Raw genomic sequence first — 21,484 nt, forward strand, 5'->3', positions numbered from 1 at the left:
TACGCTGAAAGCTACGCCGACTGAAATCCTTCTGCGCGTAGCCTAAGTGAAGTGCCCCTCGCGCGCGGATCAGTTCGTGCGCGAGGGGCACTTTTTTATTTTGCGCTGCTGCCGGGAGAGCCAGGTGATGGAAGCAGCTATGTGCGTCAGCGAAGAGACTTCAGCGCGGTAAGGTAAGCGGTACGCTCGGCCGTGACCAATCGGCGAGCTTCAACTTGCGGGCGAAGAATCTGTTCGAAGAATAGTCGTTCGTCCACCGTGAACTGCGTCGCGAGAATGTCGGCGAGCCGCGGAGCCCAAGGATGCGGCGAGCTGCCAAGCAGCACGTCCCACGAGGTGACCGCGGCCGGGCGGACATCAATGTGGAACTCCATATGAACATCCACGAACCCCGCATCTAAAGTGAAGCGGACCAGATCGCGTTCGCCGTAGTTGGCAATCGGACTCTCAGAAATTTTTTCCTCAGTATCGGGAAACTGAGCGGATTTCCAGCGATGCAGCAGGTGGAAAAAGTTGTCCCCTGCTTTCTCGGGCAGACCTTCAACGACTTTCCGCAGCGAGCTTGCCTCGATTGCATCGTCGCGCAGAATCGGTTCGGCGATCGATAGCCGGCCACCGGGCCTGAGAATCCGATGAAATTCCCGCAGGGCCGCCATCTTGTCCGGGACGTACGCGAGAACGGCCCGTGTCGTGACTGCATCGACGGCGCCATCCTCAATGCCATCGAGCGATTCGGCGGAGCATTGGATGAAGGCGCACTGATCCCGGATCTTCCGCTCAACTGCGAGTGCTTCAGTGTGACGAAGCAGAGGTGCCGAAATATCCGTCATAAGCACGCGCAGCGATGGGCCTATGCGGTCGATCGCGCTTAAACCGATCTGCCCATCACCGGTACCGATGTCGGCGAGCGTCATGCCAGGGGCAAGCCTCGCGCCGGCCAGAACGCGGTCCACCTGGTGTTTGAGTTCGACATGGAGCGCTTGTTCGTGCGCTGGATCATCTCCGTGCCGGATATGTAACAGCCAATCGGACCACACATCGGATTGCAGCTGGGAGTCGAAGCTATTCATGTCGAAGGACGTATCTCGATTGGACAACGAGGTGTATCGACTGACCAAAGACTCGAACCTCATCCCGGATCAGCCGACAGGTAGCGTGGGTGCATCACCATCGGCGCATGAATGTAAAGGAAGTTACCTTATGAGAACCTGAATTAGTGTCATTCGTAAGGGAAACTGCATAGGAATATCCAGGGTCGATCTGTGGATAGACAAGCGGGCTGCGCTATGAGAGGCTTCGCATCGCGCCGACCTGACGGCGAGGCGATCCATACCCGGCGACGTTGAGCACATCGCCCGGCCTCTGCTGAAAGTGAGTCGGGAAGCCGTCGTGCCAGCACGGCGATCCTTCAAGAAAACGTGAGCTAGAACGTGAGTGAGTGGGAAGCCGGCAGCATTGATGGTATTGCGTACACGTACGGCTATTGCGACGAACTGGATCCGCTGCGCCTTAGACTTCCGTTGCTGCAGTCGGGAATTGCCCCTCCGGTCCTGCGTACCGCCTGCGAGCTAGGATTCGGCCATGGCGTCAGCGTAAATATCCACGCAGCCGGGTCAGCTACAAGATGGTTCGGTACTGACTTCAACCCGTCGCATGCGAGTTTTGCCCAGCAACTGACACAGCGCGCCGGATCGCAGGCAAGTTTGTCCGCTGAAAGCTTCGCGGAATTCTGTGCGCGAGACGATTTGCCGAATTTTGATTTCATCGGCATGCACGGTATCTGGAGCTGGATTTCCGACGAAAATCGCGCGCTTATAGCCGATTTTATTCGACGCAAACTCAATGACGGCGGCGTCGTGTATATGAGCTATAACACCCAACCCGGGTGGGCCACGATGTTGCCGGTGCGCGACTTGATGAACTGTCATTTCCAGGTGAGCGCGCGGTTGAATGAACACGGCGGCGTGCCTGCCGAAACGCAAGTCCAGACGCACATTGCTGCGGCGTTGGACTTCGTCAAGTCCGTGGTTGCAACGCAACCCGGCTACGCAGTGGTCAACCCGCAACTGGCTGAACGTGTCGACGCGTTGTGCAAGGAGAACGCGCACTACCTCGCACATGAATATTTCAATCGCGACTGGCGGCCCATGACTTTCTCGCAGGTCACATCATCGCTTGCCGCGAGCGGTTTGACTTATGGCTGTTCTGCGGACTATCGCGATCACGTTGACGAGATCAATCTCAACCCCGCTCAACGCGGCTTGCTGGCGGGCATTCCAGATACCACTTTACGTGAGACCGTACGGGACTTTTGCATCAACCGTTCGATGCGGCGAGATTACTGGATCAAAGGAAGCCGAACACTCGACGAGGATGCGCAGCAGACGGCGCTGCGCGCGCATCGCGTCATGCTGGCGCTGCCGAGAGCTTCGGTCCTGCTGAAGATACGCGGTGCGCTGGGAGAAGCGACGCTACCGGAAAGCTCATTTGGTCCGATCCTCGACGCGCTTGCCAACCATCTCCCCGCACGCCTCGCCGATATCGAAAACAGCGTCCGTGAGCGCGGGATTACGCTCCCCTTCATCGTCAAGGCCGTAACATTGTTAGTAGGCGCCGGGGTGTTGCTGAATGTACAGGGCGAGGCGCACGTTGAGCTTGCTCGTCCGTCATCGGACAGGCTGAACGCCGCCATTTGCGAGCAAGCGCTCGAGCATGGGGACATACAATTCCTCGTCAGTCCGGTGTCCGGATCGGGCGTTCTGATTCCCCGTGTGCCACAGCTCTTCCTGTTGGCGAGACGGCGTCATTTAAGCGAACCTACACAGTGGGCCGAATTCGCCGAAGCTGCTCTGCACACGAACCCCATGCCTGCTAATACCACGGAAGGTGTTTCCGTTAGCCCGCTGAACGCCCGCGACGAACTGATTGCGAAAGCGAATCGCTTTGCCGAAATACATCTACCGATTCTGAAGGCGCTGGGAATCGCTTGAGGCAGCGCTACGGTCGCCAAACGGATCGCGCCACCTCCATGGCCGCGTCCGCTCCAGTAGACAACCGGGCGTCCAGCCAACGCAATCGCCGCGACACTGCTTACGGCGATCACGTCATCCGGCCATCTACGCGCGGCCGTTACTGTTGGTCGTCTGTCGGTACAAAGGCCAAGCCGTGCGGACTGGCCAGATTGGTGACCAGAGGAAGGAGTGCTCCGCTACGCAAATCAAGTTGGCCGACATAAGCCGGCACCGCCGGCGTACCGCTCGTAGCGGCCACGCCCGTTGATGCGGAGAACGCGGCGTCGCGCTGCCAGACATTGGCACTAATCTTGTACACCATGTTCGCCTTCGTATCGGACACGAGCAGGTAGCCGCGTCGCGCAGTGGCGAATACCGTGTCGTCAACCTGCACGTTACCGAGCAGCGGCAGATATTGCACTCGCGGCTCATCGCCCGACGAGCGCAACAGTACAAGCTGACCATCTCCCTGATCATCGAGCAGCACATCACCCGACGGTGTCAGCGTCATCGAATCCGGATCGGTCAGGTTGAGGGTTGCCACCGTGCCAAACGGAATGTTGCTGGCATCCAATGTGCCGCGCACTACCGGAGTGACGTCGATTGTGTAGGTGTTTGCATCAAGGTGCACAACGCGAACAATCGCGGGCCCCGTATTCTTGCCGCTCGCATTAAGAGTGGGATTGGACGCACTGAAATAGGTCTGGCCGTCCTTGAATACGATGTCATCGTAACCTCCGCCGTGCAGTGTCTTGCCGAATGAATACGGTTTGGATGCCTGGCCGGTGACGGGATTTATTATGACCAGGTTTGGATTCGCATCTTCATTCTGCATCGCCCAGATCTCGCGCGTGTACGGATTGACCTTCAGGCCATCGTTGTGTCCCGCGACCTGATAAGTCTTCACAACACTGCCGTCTGACGCGTATTCAACTATCGCGCTCATCGCGCCATTCGAGCCATCCGGGGCACCGTTGTTTGCATAGCCGACCCAAACGTGACCATCAAGCACGGCCAGTGAGTCCGGTGCGCTGAGCAACCCGCCGGAACCCGCCGCGAATACCGTCAGGCTAAAGCCCGGAGTGACTATCGGCTTCGCCGAGGTTTGTGCGTCGGCGCCGCCGGCCGCGAAACAGAGTGCGGCGAACGCCAGCGCGGCGCGACTGGAAATGCGGCTTACTGCACAAGCTGATCGAGTGCTGGGCATGTTCTTCTCCTGAAACAGGGATGCGGGGTGGAAGACAGCGTCACCGTCATTTGCGAGGCAGACGGTAAGGGAACGTAATAGATAGAAACATGCGCGCGTGACTGAACGGTGACGGCTCTCAATGCGATGAGAAACCTTAAGCCAGTCTTATGAAAGAGACGCTTCTACGCGCAAGCGGGTCTATTCTCTCAACGTTCTCTTCTGGTTTTTTTAACTCTCCTTAAGAGATCCTTAAGATCACGGAGAATAAAAAAATAGGCTGCCTCAGCACTCTGGATCGAGGTCGATAGACAGAACCCAGTACACACTTTTTTCTCTATCGGAAGACTGGGATGTCTATTCAGGAAATCGGTCGGTCTCGCATCGCTGCTCGTCCTGCTCGACGACGGCACGCCTACGCTGCCTTACGAAAGCAGCATTTTTTTGCTCAGCGCCATGATCAAGCTGGCGCTGCGCCGGCGTGAGCTGCGAGCGTTCGACGCAGCGAGGCTCGCACATGACAGATCAGCAATAGCCGACATCTGTGCACCAATCAGAACGAATGGCGAATGCCGGCCATCACGCCGAGTTGCCCGATGCCCGGCGCCGGCGTCGTGCCTCCGCCGCCCTGGCTCACCGTATAAGCGGCATGCGGGCTATTGAACAGATACGCACTCTGCAGATAAACCGCTGAACGCTTCGACAACAGATACGTGGTGCGTAGTGCGGCGATTGTGCCGCGGGTATCGTCGGCGCGATTGATGATGCGGTACACGCCGCCGTCGAGAATGAAGGCAGGCGTCACGTTATACGCTGCCGTGACGTAATACAGATTCGAGCGCACATCCGGCAACGCCGGAGACACCGTCTCGACGTGACGGCCAAGCCAACCCGCCCCGAGTTTTACCGGGCCGATGTGTCCGTAGCCGTTCAACTGCATTCGCACGTCCTTGTCGCCGGATTGCGTCAGCGCAAAAGGCGCCGTGCCGTCATACAGATTCGCTGCGGCGCCCGGGCCGCCGCGTTGTTCGTCGTAGGCGCCCGCCACGCCGTAGCCGTTCATGTCATAACGCAGCATCGTCGACCATTCGCGGCAACTCTGCGAACTGCCAGGAATCGACCCCAAGCACGTGCCCTGCCCCGGTGAATTGCCAGTCCCCGCTGAATCGCGGCCGAACGAATAAGTCGCGCCGAACGTGAAGCCCGAGAACGTGCCTTTGTACGCAATCGTGTTGTCGCTGCGCGCGCTCGGCATGTACTGATCGAACGAGCCCGTACCGCCATAAATGTCAGGACCCAGCAGATCGGAATCGAGTATCGCCCAATACGTCATCGTGTACTGACGGCCGAAAGTGAACGTACCGTAGGGACTCTCGAGACCCACATAGGCCTGCCGCCCAAACATACGGCCACCCTGATTGAGCGTGCCGGCTTTGGTGTTAAAACCGCTTTCCAGTACGAAGACCGCGGACAACCCGCCGCCCAATCCCTCCGTGCCGCGAATCCCCCAGCGCGATGGAAATTCACCCGTGATGCCCGGCATGCGCACGACGCTATCCCCCGCCGCGTTCGAATGCGTAACCAGTTCGATGCCGGTATCGATGATCCCGTACAACGTCACGCTGCTCTGTGCGAACGACGAAGCGCTGATACCGAGCAACATACTGCCCAAAGCGAGTTTGTATTTCATTGTCTCCGAGTCTCCTGAACTAGTGCTTTGTGTAAGCGCACACCAATCCGTATGCGGCACGCACGCAGCGTTTTTATGTAGCGATACTAATGACAGACGTGACGATACCGACCGCTGTGCAAGCCGCCCGATACGCTAAAGATTGACTGCTTCAGATAGCGGCGATCCGCGTGTCACACCGGATCGCCGCGATTCAGGACATTGCGTCCCTCAACCGCCCGGTTTCGGAATATGGCGTTTGACCACCATCAGCGCGACCATCACGATCACCATCGCGATTCCGAGCATCCACAGGTATGACGATGCACCGCCGGCCGTAATCACCACCGCCCCGGCGAACGCGCTGGCAATCGCGCCGAGCCGGCCGAACGCGAGCGCCGATGCGGTACCGGTTGCACGCACACGAGTCGGATAGACATAAGCGCACAACGCAAACATCGTCGACTGGACCGCGTTGACAAACAGGCCGTGCACGCCAAGACCGAAAATCAGCAAGCCCGTGTGGTCGGAGATGTTCACACCGAGCAGCAGCAACGCACTCGCCGCGCCACCCGCACTGCAGAGAATCAACGGCCAGCGCGAACCGGTACGGGCGATCACCACCGCGCACAACAACGCGCCCACCACGCCGCCGAGGTTGTACGCTGTGAGCCCCGCCCCCGCCACCGATACTGACAAACCCTGCGTGCTCAACATGGTCGGCAGCCAGCTGAAGGCGCTATAAACGGCCAGCAGGCATAGGCAGAACGCGCACCAGATCGCCGCCGTGTCGAGCGCCAAGCCCTCTCGGAACAACGCGGTAAAGCCCGTGTGTTTTTCAACAGCCTGTTCGCGCGAATCGGTAAACACGCAGCCGCCGGCCACCGGACGCGACATCCGGCCAAGCAGGCGGTTGAGTTCCGGCCAGCGCTGCGGGTGCCGGGCGAGAAAGCGCGGCGACTCGGGCAATGTGAAGAGCAGCAATGCGCCGAGCGCGAGAGGCAGCACGCCGCCGATCATGAACAAGCCGCGCCATCCGTACGTCGGCAGAATTTCATGCGCGAACAATCCCGCTACCATGCCGCCGAGCGGCACGCAGACGATCGTCGCGGTGACCGCCAAGGTGCGGCGGCGAGCCGGCGTGAATTCAGCTGTCATGGTCGTCGAACTCGGCAACGCGCCGCCAATGCCGAGGCCGGCGATAAAGCGCAGCACGGCGATCGTCACGATGTCGGGCGCGAAGCTGATGCAGCAGGTGGCGGCGCCGAACACCAGCACGCTGCCGATCACCGCCCAGCGGCGGCCGAAGCGATCGGCCAGCAGCCCGGCACACGCACTGCCGATGCCCATGCCGATCAAACCGGCCGCGACCACCGGCGCAAAAGCCGCGCGCGTGACGCCCCACTCCTTGATCAGCACGGGAATCGCGAAGCCGATCAACTGGCTGTCGAAGCCGTCCAGAACTATCGACAAAGCCGCGAGAAACACCACGATCTTCTGCATCGCGGTGTAAGGGCCTTCGTCGAGCGTGCGGCCGATATCGACGGCATGGCGCCCCTCCTCGACTCCCGCCTGATGGCCTGCGAGTGGCGCATTGGCCCGGCCGGTTTCCGCACTGGCCGAGCCGGCCGGCGGTACATAACTGGTCATGAAGCTGTCTCCTGGTTTGGGCGCGCGGTCTGAGCGCCGCGCTTTCGAGGTCACGTTTTTTAGTCAGTATGTGAGCGGACTAACCGCTTTCGACATTGCCGTTTCGCGCAAAAGCCATGACATGTATGCATGGCTTTCACGACACCGCGTATCGCTGCGAAGAAATTGCACGCAACGATACGCAGCGAATACAACGGCACGCCGCCCTTCAGAACGGGTAATGACGCGGCGTGGTCTGCACCGTAATCCAGCGCAAATCCGTAAACTCAGCGATCCCCGCCTGCCCGCCGAAACGTCCAAACCCGCTACCCTTCACGCCGCCGAACGGCATTTGTGCTTCGTCGTGAACGGTCGGCCCGTTGACATGACAGATGCCCGATTCGATGCGCCGCGCGATGTTCATCGCGCGCGCGATATCGCGGCTGAACACCGCTGACGAAAGCCCATACTCATTGTCGTTGGCACAGGCCACGGCCTCGTCTTCGCCGTTGACGCGCACAATGCCCTTCACGGGCCCGAACGATTCGTCGCCATAGATGCGCATGGCGGGCGTGACGTGGTCGAGCAGCGTGGCGGGCATCAAGGTGCTCTCCGCCTTACCGCCGCAAACGAGCGTGGCGCCTTTGGCCAGCGCGTCGTCGATCAGCGCATTGCAGCGTTCCACCGTGCTCATGTCGACGACCGATCCCAACACGACCGGCCCTTTGCGTGGGTCGCCGAGCGGCAGGCCGCGCGCTTTCCGCGCGAGCTTCGCAACGAACTGATCAGCAATCCTTTCGTCGGCGATGATCCGTTCCGTCGACATGCAGATCTGCCCCGAGTTGGCGAATGCGCCGAATGCGGCTGCGTTGACGGCGGCATCGAGATCCGCGTCGTCGAGCACGATCAACGGTGCCTTTCCGCCGAGTTCCAGCACCGACGGCTTCAGGTAGCGCGCACATGTGGCCGCGATAATCTTGCCCACGTGCGTCGAGCCGGTGAAATTGACACGCCGGACTTTCGGATGCGCGATCAACGCCTCGACGACCGCGCCTGCATCGGCCGGCGCATTGGTGACGAAGTTCACCACGCCCTTCGGTAGGCCGGCTTCCTGCAGCACTTCGATAATCAGTCCATGTGTGCCGGGGCAGATTTCCGAACCCTTCAGCACGACTGTATTGCCGCATGCGAGCGGCAATGCAATCGCACGCACGGCGAGGATCACCGGTGCGTTCCACGGCGCGATGCCGAGCACGACACCGGCCGGCTGACGCACGCCCATCGCGAGGCTGCCGGGCACGTCGGACGGGATCAACTCACCGCCGATCTGCGTAGTGAGCGCCGCCGCTTCCATCAATCCGCCGGCGGCGAGATGCACATTGAAGCCGGCCCACATTGCTGATGCGCCCGTCTCTGCTGCCATCACCGCAGCAAACGCCTCGCTGCGCGCTTCCAGTGCATGCGCGGCCTTCATCAGCAGCGCGCGGCGCTCGCTCGGCCCTAGCGCGGACCATGCCGGAAATGCGGCCGCCGCGGCATCGGCAGCGGCTACTGCGTCGGCAACCGTCGCCGCAGGAGCACGCGTCGCGACTTCGCCGTCGAGCGGATTGCGGCGCTCGAACGTGGCGCCATTGCTCGCCTGCACGGCTGCGCCGTTGATCAGCATCGAAATACTCTGCATCGTGTTGTCTCCTGCGGAAAGTTTTATGAATGCGGGCGCGACGCTCGCTTAATGTCAAGCCACGACGACTTCGACCAGCATCGGTCCAGATGACGCCAACGCGTCGCGCAGCACGTCATGCAGGCGTTCGGCGTCGGTCACGCGTGTGCCCTGGCAACCCATGCCTGCAGCAAGCGCCACGAAATCGAGTCCGGGCAGATCGGTGCCTTGCACCGGATCGCTCGGACCAAAACCGAATTCCGGGGCAAAGTCCTGCAACGCGGCATAGCGGGAATTGTTCAGGATCACGAATGTGATCGGCAGTTTCATCTGCACGGCGCTATAGATAGCCTGGATCGAATACATGCTGGAGCCGTCGCCGATCAGGCCGATCACGCGCGTGCCGGGCTTTGCTAGTGCCACGCCGACAGCAGCCGGCATGCCATAACCTAGGCCGCCGCTATCCATCGTGTAGAAGGTGCCGCTGCGCGTGAACGGCAGATAGTTCTGCATCACCGGGCGCGAGCTCGGCGCTTCCTCGACCACGATGTCGTCCGCATGGCGCACCTCGGCAAGGGTCTGCAATGCGAACGCCACCGACATCAACTCAGACGGTTCGGCGCGCGGCGATACGGTGCGTAGTGCGGGCAACGGGCGCGTCTTCGGCGCGGGCCGCGTCAGCAGATCGGCCACACCGAGGCGAATATTGCCGACCACCGCGGTGCCGGCCGGCGCCCACGCCGCAATCGCCGGATCGTCGATCAACTGACACAGCGTTGCGCCGGCAGGCAGATGCGGGCCGTGACCTTCGACGTGATACGTGAAGGCGGGTGCGCCGATCACGAAGATCAAATCATGGCCGCCAAGAAGCTCGACAATCTTCTCGCGCATGGCCGGCAAGAAACCGGCGAACAGGCGGTGGTCTTCAGGGAACGCACAGCGGCCTGTCATCGGCGCGACGAACACGCGGGCGTGGTGGCGTTCGGCAAGGCGCACGACTTCGTCCCAGCCGCCGGCGCGATCGACTGCGCCGCCCACCACGAAAGCCGGCCGTTCACAGGCATCGAGTGCCGCGCCGATCTGCTCCAGCACGAACGGCTCCGGTCGCGTCTCGGTACTGACCACGCGTGCGGGCACCGGCTCCGCGGCGCGGTCCCAGTCGTCGACGGGAATCGACACCAGCACCGGCCCGCGCGGCTCCTGCATCGCCATGTGATAGGCGCGCGCGATCGCCAACGGCACGTCTTCGGCGCGTGCCGGTTCGATGCTCCATTTGACGTACGGCTTCGGCAATTCGGTGGCTTGCGTCGACGCGAGAAACGGGTCGAACGGCAGAATCGAGCGGGCTTGCTGCCCAGCAGTAATCACGATCGGCGTGCGATTGCGGAACGCGGTGAAGATGTTGCCCATCGCATTGCCCACGCCGGCCGCCGAGTGCAGATTGACGAACGAAGCGTTGCGGGTGGCCTGCGCGTAGCCGTCGGCCATGCCGACCACGACGGCTTCCTGCAAACCCAGCACGTAACGGAAATCTTGCGGGAAATCGCGGAACAACGGCAATTCCGTCGACCCCGGATTGGCGAACACCGAAGTCATGCCGAGACGCCGCATGAGATCGATGACGGCGTGGCGCACGGTGAAGGGTTCGTGTTGCGAAGATCCCGATGCATCTGAACGGGGCGCGTTGCTGGTCATCCATGTCTCCTAGTGATGAGCGCCGTTTCTTGAAGGCTCATTATCGGAAGCTCGAGGTTGATTGAAAATTGCCTTTTTTGAGAAAAGGCATTACTTTTGCGCATGACTTTCAATCTTCAGCAATTGCACGCGTTTGCAACCATCGTCGCGAGCGGCAGCCTGGGCCGTGCCGCGGAGGTGCTACACGTTACGCAGCCCGCGCTGAGCCGCACCATCAAGCGGCTCGAGGATCAGGTTGGCGCACCGCTGTTCGAACGGCACTCGAAGGGTATGCAGCTTACTGCGATCGGCAGCGCGCTGCTGCCGCACGCCACGCTGCTGCAGCGCGAAGCCGATCACGCGCGCGAGGAGATCGACGCGATGCGCGGCCTCGCGAAAGGGACGATTCGCGTCGGTGCGGTGGCGAGCATCGCGACGCTCGTGCTGCCGCTCGCGGTGAGTGGCGTGCTTGCGCGCTGGCCGAATCTGCGTGTCGAGATCATGGAGGGGGTATGGGACCGGCTTGCGGACAGCCTGATGAAACACGAGATCGATCTCGCGCTCAGCATGGCGCTGCCCGACACGGATGAGATTACGGCGATCGCCGATTGCAGATGGGAAGACACAAGCTACGTGGTCGCCGCGCTCGATCATCCGCTGCGAAACAGAACGGATTTATCGCTTGCCGACACACTCGATCAGCAGTGGTGTGTACCGCCGCGTGGGACGGGTCCGTTCGAGCATATGCAGCATGTGTTTGCCGAGCATGGGCTCGGCATGCCGCAGATTGCGGTCGAGACGCGCTCGATCACGGTGCTGAAAAGCCTGGTGACGCGCGCGGGATTTCTAAGCTGGATGGCGACGCCAATGTACGACACCGAAAGCGCGGCCGGCGTGTTCGATACGCTGCCGATTCCGGGTCTGGTCGCGCGCCGTACGTTGACGGCGTTTCGGCGCCGTCAGGGGATTTTGCCGAGTCCGGCGGTGAAGCTGCTGGAGCAACTCAGGCAGCTGACTGCCGTTCAGGGCTAGATACACGCATGAACCCAAGCGTGCCGATCGCCCCATTCAACGCCCAATAGCACAGCGGCCCCGCTTTCACATTGAAGTGAAAGCGGGGCCGCTGTCTATCGCATTCAATCGCAGTCAATCAAGCGGGCGCGAAACTATTGCTCGCGCCACGACCTATTAATGACCGAAGTTGGCAACCGGAGCCGAATACGAACTTGCAGTCGTTTCCGTATGGCTGCCTGCCTGCGACGAGCCGTTCGTAGCCGAACCATAACCGCTGGTTTGAGCGGCGCCGTTCTGCGTGGCGACGCGGGCCTCGGCAGCCTGAATGTTCGCCGGGTAGTCATCCGCATTCGACAAAGCCGGGTTGTAACCCGCTTTTTCCAGTTGCACCAGCTCAGCACGTACTTGAGCACGGGTCACCGGCTGATTCGATTGAGCAAAAGCAGCGAGCGGTGCAGTAATGAGAGCGGCGATAACAGCGGCTTCGATCAGGGATTTCATGACGACTACCTCCAGAGATTGTTTTTTCCGGCGCTGCAAACCTGTGTGTTTGCAGCCAGTGACGACAGTCTAGGAGGCAGCAGATATAGGGTAAACCCCTAATAAACGAATTCACTGTTGCTAGAAACGGCACAATTGCCGTGAAAGCTTGTTGAAATATAGGTAGTTAAGCCGGCAAATCAGGCTCTCAATGTTTGGGGTCTTGTGCGCAACGAACTCAGCTTTCCAACAATACGGGAGCCAATGCCTGGGTCGCCGTACTTGATGACAACACCGCGCTGCCATTTCGACCGCCCGTCACCTGCCGGTCGCTTCTCGGACTCACGCCGAACCGGGCGCGATACGTGCGCGAAAAATGCGAGGGCGACTCGAATCCGCATGCGACGCAGATCGATGTGATCGACATGTCCGTCTGCTGCAACAATTCGCGCGCACGCGTGAGGCGCAATTGCTGATAGAAATGCGTCGGGGTGTCCTTCAGCGATGCACAAAACAAGCGCTCCAGTTGCCGCCGAGTCACGCTGATTTCCTCTGCGAGTTGGTCGGGCGTCAGCGGCTCTTCCATATGCTGTTCCATTGCGCCGATCACCTGAATCAGCTTGCGGTTGTGCACGCCGTAACGCGCCGCAATCTCCATCCGCTGATGATCCGAACGCTGCCTGATCCGGCTCACGACGAACTGCTCCGACACCACCGAGGCTAACGCTGCACCGTGTTTGCGGCCGATCAGGTCGAGCATCATATCGATCGACGCCGTGCCGCCCGCACAGGTAATGCGCCGCGCGCCGATTTCGAACAACTCCTGGCTTGCGTTCAGCGAGGGATAGCGTTCGCTGAACGCCGACAGCGCTTCCCAATGGACGGTCACGCTGTCCGAGGCGCTCAGGAGCCCGGCTTCCGCCAGGATGAAGCTGCCCGTATCGATGCCACCGAGCGTCGCGCCGGCGCGCTCGAGCCGCTTCAGGCAGTCGCCGAGTACGCGCGTATAGCAGGCGAGCGGCTCGAAGCCCGCGACGACGAATACCGTCTGCGCCTCATGGACATCGGCGATTGCTGCGTCTGCATTGATGGAAATGCCGTTGCTGGCCGCGACCGGCGCGCCGTCGAGACTCAGGATGCGCCAACGGTAGAGATCGCCGCGAAAGCGGTTCGCCACGCGCAAAGGCTCGACCGCCGACATGAAGCCGATCGCCGAAAAGCCAGGCAGCAGCAGGAACGACATATCTTCGGGCATCGTGCGCGAACTCGATCAGGGACACAGAGAGACACAAGCCGCGAACGAACGCGGGGTTCCGGGCGAGCGTAGCAAGCAGCGCGCAAGCCGGCAAGCCGCACCAAAATTCACTGCGTTAAATCGATGCTGCGTCGCAATGACGAACGATGCTGGTTTTCCCTCGTTGTCGCATGGGAGCAAGAACGGGTCGCTGGCGGTCGCTTTGGCGAGAATATGGGGCATTAACGTAACGTCACTCGTGCAGTTCAAGCGGCTCCAGCATGGCTTGAGCCGTATCGCGCAGGTCCGGGGGTCGCTCGGTTTTTCTCGCCGCGGCCATTTCGCAACACGCTGTTCAACGTGTCCGAAGGGGGAACGTCATGAAGTTACGCGTCAAAGCCTTGCTTGCCCATCTTGCCTGTCTGGCGACCGTCGTCGCCGCGTCGCCGGCACTCGCACAGGATCCCTCCACCTGTCGTGCGGTGCATTTCGCCGACATCGGCTGGACCGACATCACGTCGACCACGGCGCTCGCATCGACCGTATTCGAGGGACTCGGCTATCAGCCTGTGACGACCGTTGCGTCAGTGCCGATTTCGTTCGCGGGTCTGAAGAGCAAACAGCTCGACGTATCGCTCGGCTACTGGTGGCCGGTGCAGGAAAAAGCGATCACGCCGTTCATCGATTCGAAGTCGATTCAGGTGCTGCAACCGCCTAACCTGACTGGCGCTAAAGCGACCTTCGCCGTACCGAGCTATGAATACGACGCCGGCCTGAAGACGTTCGCCGACATTGCCAAACACCGCGATCAGCTCGACGGGAAGATTTATGGCATCGAACCCGGCAGCAGCGCGAACGCGGCGATTCAGAAAATGATCGCCAGCAATCAGTTCGGCCTCGGCGATTTCAAGCTGATCGAATCGAGTGAAGCGGGCATGCTGGTGTCGGTGGATCGCGCCATTCGCGCGAAGAAATGGGTGGTGTTCCTCGGCTGGGAACCGCATCCGATGAATATCCAGATCGACATGAAATACCTCACCGGCAGCGACGGCGTATTCGGTCCGAACGATGGCGAAGCACGCGTTTATACGCTGACGTCCCCCGACTTTCTGACGCGTTGCCCGAACGCCGGCAAGCTCGTGAGCAATCTGCGCTTTTCGACGCAACTGGAAAACGTGGTGATGCAATCGGTGATGAACAAGGAGAAGCCCACCGATGCAGCCAAAGCGTATCTAAAGAAGAACCCGCAAGTACTGGATGCGTGGCTCGCAGGCGTGAAGACGTATGACGGGAAAGATGGCTTGCCGGCGGTGAAAGCCTATCTCGGGCTTTAAGCCGGCCCGGCCTGCATCCATCCAGTCGCGCATTTCAATCCACAGGAACTAGCACGCATGAATCATGAAGTCATCGTGACCTGCGCGGTCACAGGCGCGGGCGATACGGTCGGCAAGCATCCGGCCATTCCCGTCACGCCGAAGCAGATCGCCGAAGCCGCGATTGAAACCGCGAAAGCCGGCGCCACCGTCGCGCACTGCCACGTGCGCGATCCGAAAACCGGTCGCGGCAGCCGCGATCCGCAGTTGTATCGCGAGGTTGTCGACCGGATCCGCTCGTCGGGCACCGACGTGATCATCAATCTGACGGCGGGCATGGGCGGCGATCTCGAGATCGGTCCCGGCGAAGACCCGATGCGCTTCGGCGCGGGAACCGACCTCGTCGGAGGCTTGACGCGGCTCGCGCATGTCGAGGAACTGCTGCCGGAAATCTGCACGCTCGATTGCGGCACGCTCAATTTCGGCGACGGCGACTACATCTACGTGTCGACGCCTGCCCAATTGCGGGCCGGCGCGCAGCGAATCCAGGAACTCGGCGTGAAGCCGGAACTGGAGATCTTCGATACCGGACATCTTTGGTTCGCGAAGCAATTGCTCAAGGAAGGCTTGCTCGACGCGCCTCCGCTGTTTCAGATCTGCCTCGGCATTCCATGGGGCGCGCCCGCCGATACCACGACGATGAAAGCGATGGCGGACAGCCTTCCGCCCGGCGCGCAATGGGCCGGCTTCGGCATCGGCCGCATGCAGATGCCCATGGTCGCGCAGGCGATGCTCCTCGGCGGCCACGTACGTGTCGGCCTCGAAGACAACATCTGGCTCGATAAAGGTGTGCATGCAACGAACGGCACACTGGTGCAACGCGCGGTCGAGATCATCGAGCGGCTCGGCGGCCGCGCGCTGACACCGGCCGAAGGCCGTCGCAAACTCGGCCTGCCCGCGCGCGGCGAGCGGCAGTTGGAGCGGCGTGCCGCGGGACAGTACGCGTGACGATGTCGCGTACCGTTGCGCATCATATAGAGCGCTGCGGAACCTGAGAACTCATAGGCAAAGGAAACATCAGCAATGGCAGTAATCGTCGACATCAAAACATTTGCGGCAATCGGCGCGGGCGTGATCGGCAGCGGCTGGGTAGCGCGCGCGCTCGCGCACGGACTCGACGTCGTCGCGTGGGACCCCGCTCCCGGCGCGGAGAAGCAGTTGCGCGAGAACATTGCGAACGCGTGGCCGGCATTGGAACGCGTTGGCCTCGCCGAGGGTGCAACGGCCGACAGGTTGCGTTTCGTCGATACGATTGAAGCCTGTGTCGAACAGGCGGACTTCATTCAGGAAAGCGCACCTGAACGCGAAGAATTGAAGCTCGCGTTACATGAGCAGATCAGCCGTGCGGCGAAGCCGGATGCGATCATCGCCTCCTCCACCTCCGGTCTGCTGCCGAGCGATTTCTACGCACGGGCGGTGAATCCGCAGCGTTGTATCGTCGGGCATCCGTTCAATCCGGTGTATCTGCTGCCGCTCGTCGAAGTGCTCGGCGGCGAACGTACCGCGCCGGCCACCATCGACGCCGCGATGCAGATTTATCGTTCGCTGTCGATGCGTCCGCTTCTCGTGCGCAAGGAAGTACCCGGCTTTATCGCAGACCGTTTGCTTGAAGCGCTGTGGCGCGAGGCGCTGCATCTGGTCAACGAAGGCGTGGCGACCACGGGCGAAATCGACGACGCCATCCGCTTCGGCGCGGGCATTCGCTGGTCGTTCATGGGCACGTTCCTGACCTACACCCTGGCGGGCGGCGATGCGGGTATGCGGCACTTCATGCAGCAGTTTGGACCCGCATTGGAACTGCCGTGGACTAAACTGGTAGCGCCGCAGCTTACTGACGAATTGATCGACCGGGTGGTGGACGGAACGTCCGATCAGGTGGGGTCGCGCTCGATCAAGCAGCTTGAACGCTATCGGGACGATTGCATTACGAGTGTGCTGGCGGCCATCGGAGAAGCCAAGGCGCGGCACGGCATACTTTCCACGGAGTGATACTTACTGTGCGCCGAAAGACGCCCCGCTGCGCCGGGATGTGTCGGGATGCGTCGGCGGCACAAGATTGCAGCGGCCAGCACCGTTCATAGGACAAAGGAAGCGATTGCATATGCCTACGCCGCACCATGCTTCACTGCCCTGCTATCGCGACGTCGTGCGCGCCGAGTGGGTCGACTATAACGGCCATTTGCGCGACGCGTTCTACATGCTGATTTTCAGCTTCGCGACTGATGCGTTGATTGATGTGATCGGGCTGCCTGATTCAGTGCGCAAGGAACGCGGCCGCTCGATCTATACACTCGAAGCGCATATCAACTACCTGCATGAAATCAAGGAGGGGGTGCAGGTTCGCGTCGATATGCGCGTGCTTGGGCATGATGCGAAGCGGTTGCATCTCTACCTCGAAATGTTCGCTGATGACGGCGTTGAACCAGTGGCCGCAGGCGAACAGATGCTGCTGCACGTCGATACCAGCGGACCGCGCGCTGTTGCCTTCGACCTGGATGTCGAGGCGCGCGTGCGGTCGTTAGCAGAAGCGCATACTGTGTTGCCGGCGGCCAGGTTTGCAGGCCGCGTGATCGCCTTGCCGGTCAAGTCGCCGCGTAATAGTAACGAGGTGTGAGCATGCTTGAGCCCGAGATCGCTGCGTTTATCGAACGGACCGCTGCCATCTATGCCGGGCATTCGACTTCATTGCCGCCGAGCGAGCAGCGCACGATTTACGAGCGCTATGCTGCGGCGCTCACGCCGCCTTTGCCAGCCGATGTGACAACCGAAGACGCTGTGTTTCGCGCAAGAGCCGGCCATCTGATCAAACTGCGGCTTTATCGGAATCGTCGAAAGGCGAGCGGAACGCCTGTTGGCACCGTGTTGTATTTTCACGGTGGCGGCTTCGTACTCGGTTCGTTGGATAGTCACGAGATCGTAACCGCACGAATTGCCGCGGATACTGGACTCGATGTGATTGCGGTCGATTACCGGCTGGCTCCGGAACACCGCGCCCCGGCGGCGCATGACGATTGCCTGGAGATTACGCTCGCCGTACTCTTAGGCCAGTTGCCGTTCGATTCGCTCTCACGTGGCGCACTGCAGTTGGCGGGTGACAGTGCCGGCGCCACACTTGCTGCCAGCGTCGCGATGCGCTTGCGCGATGACGATATTCAAGGCGTGCGCGGCCTTGCACTCGTCTATCCAATGCTCGGCACCGACCCACAAATGCCTGCGCGCGAAAGCGAAGCGCACGCGCCGATGCTCACGCTTGCCAACGTCCATGCGTTTCGCGATCTGTATTGGGGCGAACAGCCGCCCTATCCCGCGTGGACGATACCGCTCGACGCGGCACGCTTCGACCGACTCCCGCCGACACTTGCCGTAGGTGTTGAACACGATCCGTTGCGGGACGACGCGAGGGTGTTTGTCGAACGCGTCAATGCGGCTGATGGGCAGGCCCGGTTATGGATTGGAACCGGACTCGTACACGGGTGCTGGCGTGCGCTCGAATCGAGTCCCGGCGTGAAGGCAATGCATCACACTGTCTGCCAGTTTCTAATCGAGCATTCAGACATGCAGTGATGATTCTCGAGCCATGCACGCATCACGTCTGCGCCGCTCCGCCATTCCGCTTGAATGAACTGGCAAAGAACAGCACCTGGTATTGCACCGCATTCGACCAGTACTTCCACGTATGGCCGCCAGGGCGCTCCGCGTAATCATGCGGCACGCCCAACTCGACAAGCCGCGCATGCAGCATCCGGTTCGACTGAACAAGCGAATCGTTCACCCCGCAATCGATCGTCAGCGCAATATGCGCATTTCCGAAACTACGGGCGTTCTCGACAATCGCCTCGTTGTTCCAGAAGTCGGCGTGACGAGCCGGATCCCCAAACACCTGATCGATCCCGGGCTCATCCTCGCATCCGCGCGGATCGACCGCGCCGCTAATACTTCCTGCAGCGCCGAATTCGTCCGGCCGGTCAAGCGCGATATGGAGCGCCCCGAACCCGCCCATGCTCAACCCTGTAATCGCGCGCGCCTGGCGCGTCGCAATCGTACGGAAATGCGTGTCGATATATCCGACGACTTCTGTACCTACATAAGTTTCGTAACGGCTGCGCGGATCGACTGGGCTGTCGATATACCAGCTCTCGTGACCGCCGTCCGGCATAACGAGAATCACGTGATAGCGGTCGGCCAGTTTGCCGATGTGCGAATTCGTGGTCCAGTCGGTGTAGTCACCGCCTGAGCCGTGCAGCAAATAGACGACCGGAAAGCGATCGGCCGCTTTACCGTGCGTGTATTGGTCAGGCAGCACCACCGTCGCCTCGAACGACTTATGCATGGCCGCGCTGGGAATGGTGACGACCCTGGACTGGAACGCCCAGACCGGGTTCGTGAACAGCAGCGTCAGAATGAGCCAGAACGCACGATTCATTTTCATGGTTTGTCGCTCTCCCCCTTTCTATGTGTCCAAAGAACACTGTCTGGCATCTAGCGGCAAAATTCTGTCAATGACTCTAACAACGGCGACTTACAACCAAATTTCAATGAAGCATACGGTCCCGTCAGCTTGGTGCCATTCCTGGGGGAGCTGGAGCGGCCCAAACCGAACGTTTATTTAACCGATGTCTATTTAACCGTTATGCCCTGCGCACGAATGTGGGGAACGTGACCCATCTTATTCAATATGTGCTGAAAAGCCGATCTGATCCGCAGCAACATCAGACCGCAGTGTGAGCGCCGGGATGTCGTATGCGCCAGCGTTCTGCGGGCGAAACGGTATCGGCGCAGTCTTCCAGAGGTCATCGAGACGTTTGCCGAGTGCGTCTTGCACTCCTGCAAATCGTGCTTCGTCGATCCGGCTTGTCCGATGAATCACGAACGGTGGCAAAACGTCGAAACCGGGGTAATACAGAATGCCGTGCTGGATGGGGAACAACACGTCGTCGATCGGACCGTTGATACCACGCGGGCTGTAATGTGACTCCCAACCGCCTGTTGTCACAACCAGCATCGCCCGCTTGCCCGCCATGCTGCCTTCCCCGTAACGGTCGCCCCAGCGCGCGTCTGAATGTTCCCCGACGCCATACGCGAAGCCATATGCATAGACGCGTTCCACCCAGCCTTTCAGGATCGCAGGCATCGAGAACCACCACAGCGGAAACTGCAGGATCACTGCATCCGCCCACCTCAGCTTCTCCTGTTCAAGTGCGATGTCCTGGCTTTGCCGTCCGTCTTTGAAAGCACGCTTCGAATCGAGAGAGGGATCGAAACGCGCACCCGGTTGCCTGTCCAGGCTGTCGTTTGCATCGAGCGATGCTTTCCAGTTCATCGCATACAGATCGGATACCTGGACAATGTGTCCGGCATCCTCGAGACGCTTGACCGAAAAGTCCTTAAGGGACCCGTTCAATGACCGGGGTTCCGGATGTGCATAGACGATAAGAACATTCATGACCTGAGCTCCTTTGCAAGAAAGCACCACGATAGGTTCCTTGCCGGTATATTGGAAATGAATAACCAATATGTCAGGTATTGCCATGAATAATCTCAGAAGACTGGATCTCAACCTGCTGGTGACACTCGACGTCTTGCTGTCGGAGCACAATGTGACCCGCGCAGCCGAACGCCTGAACTTCTCGCAGCCCTCGGTGAGCGTGCATCTTGCCAAGCTGCGGGACATCTTTGGCGACCCGTTGTTGCTGCCGGGTCCCCGAGGCATGCGCCCCACCGCGAGAGCCGAAGAATTGCGCGAACCTTTGCGCCAGGCGCTCGATGCACTCGAGCACGCGGTGTCGCCGGCCAGCCCGTTTAATCCGGCCGAAGCGAGTCATACGTGGCGCGTTGCCGCGACGGATTACGCCGAATCCACAATCCTGCTGCCCGTCCTGTCCAGCTTGCGCGCGGCGGCGCCCGGCACCCGGCTCGCGATCGTGGAAGCTGCTCCGCCACGCATCGCGAAGCAGGCGGAACAGGGAGACATCGATCTGGCATTCCATACCAGTGAAGGCGCGCCGCCCGGATTGCGCGGGCGAGTGCTTTTCAAGGAGCGGTACGTACTGGCGGGCCGCGCGGATCACCCGCGCCTGAAGCGTCGGCCAACGCTTGCGCAGTTCTGTAAACTGGAGCAAGTGATCGTGTCGCCGGATGGTGGCGGATTTAGCGGCGTCACGGATGAGGCACTGGCTGAGGTGGGTCTCACGCGCAGGGTTGTGCTTTCGGTTCCGCACTTCCTGTTCGTGATGTCAGTCCTGGCGAGCACGGACCTCGTGGCGATGGTGCCGGCGCGATTGGTGCGCGGCAATGGCGCGCTCAGGGTCGTCGAGGCGCCGATTGAGGTGCCGGGCTATGAAATGGCGATGCTCTGGCACGAGCGCTCCCATCGCGATCCGGCGCACCAATGGCTGCGGGAGTGCATCGTGGAGGCGGTGGCGACCTGAATGTTCGTCGATGGGCCGAAGCCTGGATCGGTGTCAACGCGATGAGTGGCTGAAAATCGCGACGCTCGAATCGACCGCCCTTCCATCCCGTATCCACGATTGGCCTGGCCTGCTTTAGAAGCGTGG

The 21,484-nt window shown here is 60.7% G+C and carries 18 protein-coding genes; 8 read left to right on the plus strand and 10 right to left on the minus strand.

The window, feature by feature from the left end; translation table 11 throughout:
- Nucleotides 1-146 precede the first annotated feature (146 nt).
- Entirely contained in the window at nt 147-1,070 is a 924-nt protein-coding gene (locus tag R8871_RS01445) for a class I SAM-dependent methyltransferase (RefSeq protein WP_175048714.1), read from the minus strand.
- Between the two features lie 360 nt (nt 1,071-1,430).
- Here R8871_RS01445 and R8871_RS01450 point away from each other — a divergent pair, with 360 nt between their 5' ends.
- Complete coding sequence (locus R8871_RS01450) at nt 1,431-2,990, plus strand: class I SAM-dependent methyltransferase (RefSeq protein WP_175048715.1); 1,560 nt, start codon at nt 1,431-1,433, stop codon at nt 2,988-2,990.
- A 139-nt stretch (nt 2,991-3,129) separates the two neighbouring features.
- Here R8871_RS01450 and R8871_RS01455 read toward each other — a convergent pair whose 3' ends face one another.
- From R8871_RS01455 to mdlC, 5 genes are all read right to left on the minus strand, one after another.
- Entirely contained in the window at nt 3,130-4,218 is a 1,089-nt protein-coding gene (locus R8871_RS01455; RefSeq protein ID WP_175048716.1) for a hypothetical protein, read from the minus strand.
- Nucleotides 4,219-4,750: 532 nt separating this feature from the next.
- Nucleotides 4,751-5,887, minus strand: a complete 1,137-nt coding sequence (locus R8871_RS01460; protein ID WP_175048717.1) for a porin — start codon at nt 5,885-5,887, stop codon at nt 4,751-4,753.
- A 210-nt stretch (nt 5,888-6,097) separates the two neighbouring features.
- The gene (locus R8871_RS01465; protein WP_246287456.1) at nt 6,098-7,369 is read right to left on the minus strand and encodes an MFS transporter; all 1,272 of its coding nucleotides are present in this window, start codon (nt 7,367-7,369) and stop codon (nt 6,098-6,100) included.
- A 355-nt stretch (nt 7,370-7,724) separates the two neighbouring features.
- On the minus strand, nt 7,725-9,176 hold the full coding sequence (locus R8871_RS01470) for an aldehyde dehydrogenase (protein ID WP_175048719.1): 1,452 nt from the start codon (nt 9,174-9,176) through the stop codon (nt 7,725-7,727).
- 54 nt (nt 9,177-9,230) lie between these two features.
- Complete coding sequence (mdlC, locus tag R8871_RS01475) at nt 9,231-10,850, minus strand: benzoylformate decarboxylase (protein WP_175048720.1); 1,620 nt, start codon at nt 10,848-10,850, stop codon at nt 9,231-9,233.
- Nucleotides 10,851-10,952: 102 nt separating this feature from the next.
- Here mdlC and R8871_RS01480 point away from each other — a divergent pair, with 102 nt between their 5' ends.
- Nucleotides 10,953-11,861 carry a LysR family transcriptional regulator gene (locus R8871_RS01480; protein WP_175048721.1) on the plus strand — a complete coding sequence of 303 codons (909 nt, stop codon included), beginning with the start codon at nt 10,953-10,955 and terminating at the stop codon, nt 11,859-11,861.
- A 156-nt stretch (nt 11,862-12,017) separates the two neighbouring features.
- On the opposite strand, the gene R8871_RS01485 is transcribed toward R8871_RS01480, so the two are convergent.
- Together R8871_RS01485 and R8871_RS01490 are read right to left on the minus strand one after the other, a co-directional pair.
- Entirely contained in the window at nt 12,018-12,344 is a 327-nt protein-coding gene (locus R8871_RS01485) for a DUF4148 domain-containing protein (RefSeq protein WP_175048722.1), read from the minus strand.
- 217 nt (nt 12,345-12,561) lie between these two features.
- Nucleotides 12,562-13,578 carry a GlxA family transcriptional regulator gene (locus R8871_RS01490; protein WP_246287301.1) on the minus strand — a complete coding sequence of 339 codons (1,017 nt, stop codon included), beginning with the start codon at nt 13,576-13,578 and terminating at the stop codon, nt 12,562-12,564.
- A gap of 359 nt (nt 13,579-13,937) precedes the next feature.
- On the opposite strand from R8871_RS01490, the gene R8871_RS01495 reads away from it, so the two are divergent.
- From R8871_RS01495 to R8871_RS01515, 5 genes are all read left to right on the plus strand, one after another.
- Nucleotides 13,938-14,891, plus strand: coding sequence for a choline ABC transporter substrate-binding protein (locus R8871_RS01495; RefSeq protein ID WP_175048723.1), 954 nt, complete (start codon nt 13,938-13,940; stop codon nt 14,889-14,891).
- 57 nt (nt 14,892-14,948) lie between these two features.
- Nucleotides 14,949-15,878 (plus strand): BKACE family enzyme, encoded by a 930-nt coding sequence (locus R8871_RS01500; protein ID WP_175048724.1) that lies wholly within the window; start codon nt 14,949-14,951, stop codon nt 15,876-15,878.
- A gap of 75 nt (nt 15,879-15,953) precedes the next feature.
- Nucleotides 15,954-16,919 (plus strand): L-carnitine dehydrogenase, encoded by a 966-nt coding sequence (locus tag R8871_RS01505; RefSeq protein ID WP_175048725.1) that lies wholly within the window; start codon nt 15,954-15,956, stop codon nt 16,917-16,919.
- A gap of 112 nt (nt 16,920-17,031) precedes the next feature.
- Nucleotides 17,032-17,544, plus strand: coding sequence for a thioesterase family protein (locus R8871_RS01510; RefSeq protein ID WP_175048726.1), 513 nt, complete (start codon nt 17,032-17,034; stop codon nt 17,542-17,544).
- Between the two features lie 2 nt (nt 17,545-17,546).
- On the plus strand, nt 17,547-18,494 hold the full coding sequence (locus R8871_RS01515) for an alpha/beta hydrolase (RefSeq protein ID WP_175048727.1): 948 nt from the start codon (nt 17,547-17,549) through the stop codon (nt 18,492-18,494).
- A gap of 22 nt (nt 18,495-18,516) precedes the next feature.
- On the opposite strand, the gene R8871_RS01520 is transcribed toward R8871_RS01515, so the two are convergent.
- Both R8871_RS01520 and R8871_RS01525 read right to left on the minus strand, forming a co-directional pair.
- On the minus strand, nt 18,517-19,359 hold the full coding sequence (locus R8871_RS01520) for an alpha/beta hydrolase (RefSeq protein ID WP_175048728.1): 843 nt from the start codon (nt 19,357-19,359) through the stop codon (nt 18,517-18,519).
- Between the two features lie 237 nt (nt 19,360-19,596).
- A complete protein-coding gene (locus R8871_RS01525) occupies nt 19,597-20,373 on the minus strand; it encodes an NAD(P)H-dependent oxidoreductase (protein ID WP_175049932.1) in 777 nt (258 codons plus the stop codon).
- 70 nt (nt 20,374-20,443) lie between these two features.
- On the opposite strand from R8871_RS01525, the gene R8871_RS01530 reads away from it, so the two are divergent.
- Complete coding sequence (locus R8871_RS01530) at nt 20,444-21,358, plus strand: LysR family transcriptional regulator (protein WP_175048729.1); 915 nt, start codon at nt 20,444-20,446, stop codon at nt 21,356-21,358.
- Nucleotides 21,359-21,484: the final 126 nt, after the last annotated feature.

Origin of the sequence: Paraburkholderia sediminicola, from assembly GCF_902859805.1 — a bacterium.
GTDB lineage: Bacteria > Pseudomonadota > Gammaproteobacteria > Burkholderiales > Burkholderiaceae > Paraburkholderia > Paraburkholderia sediminicola.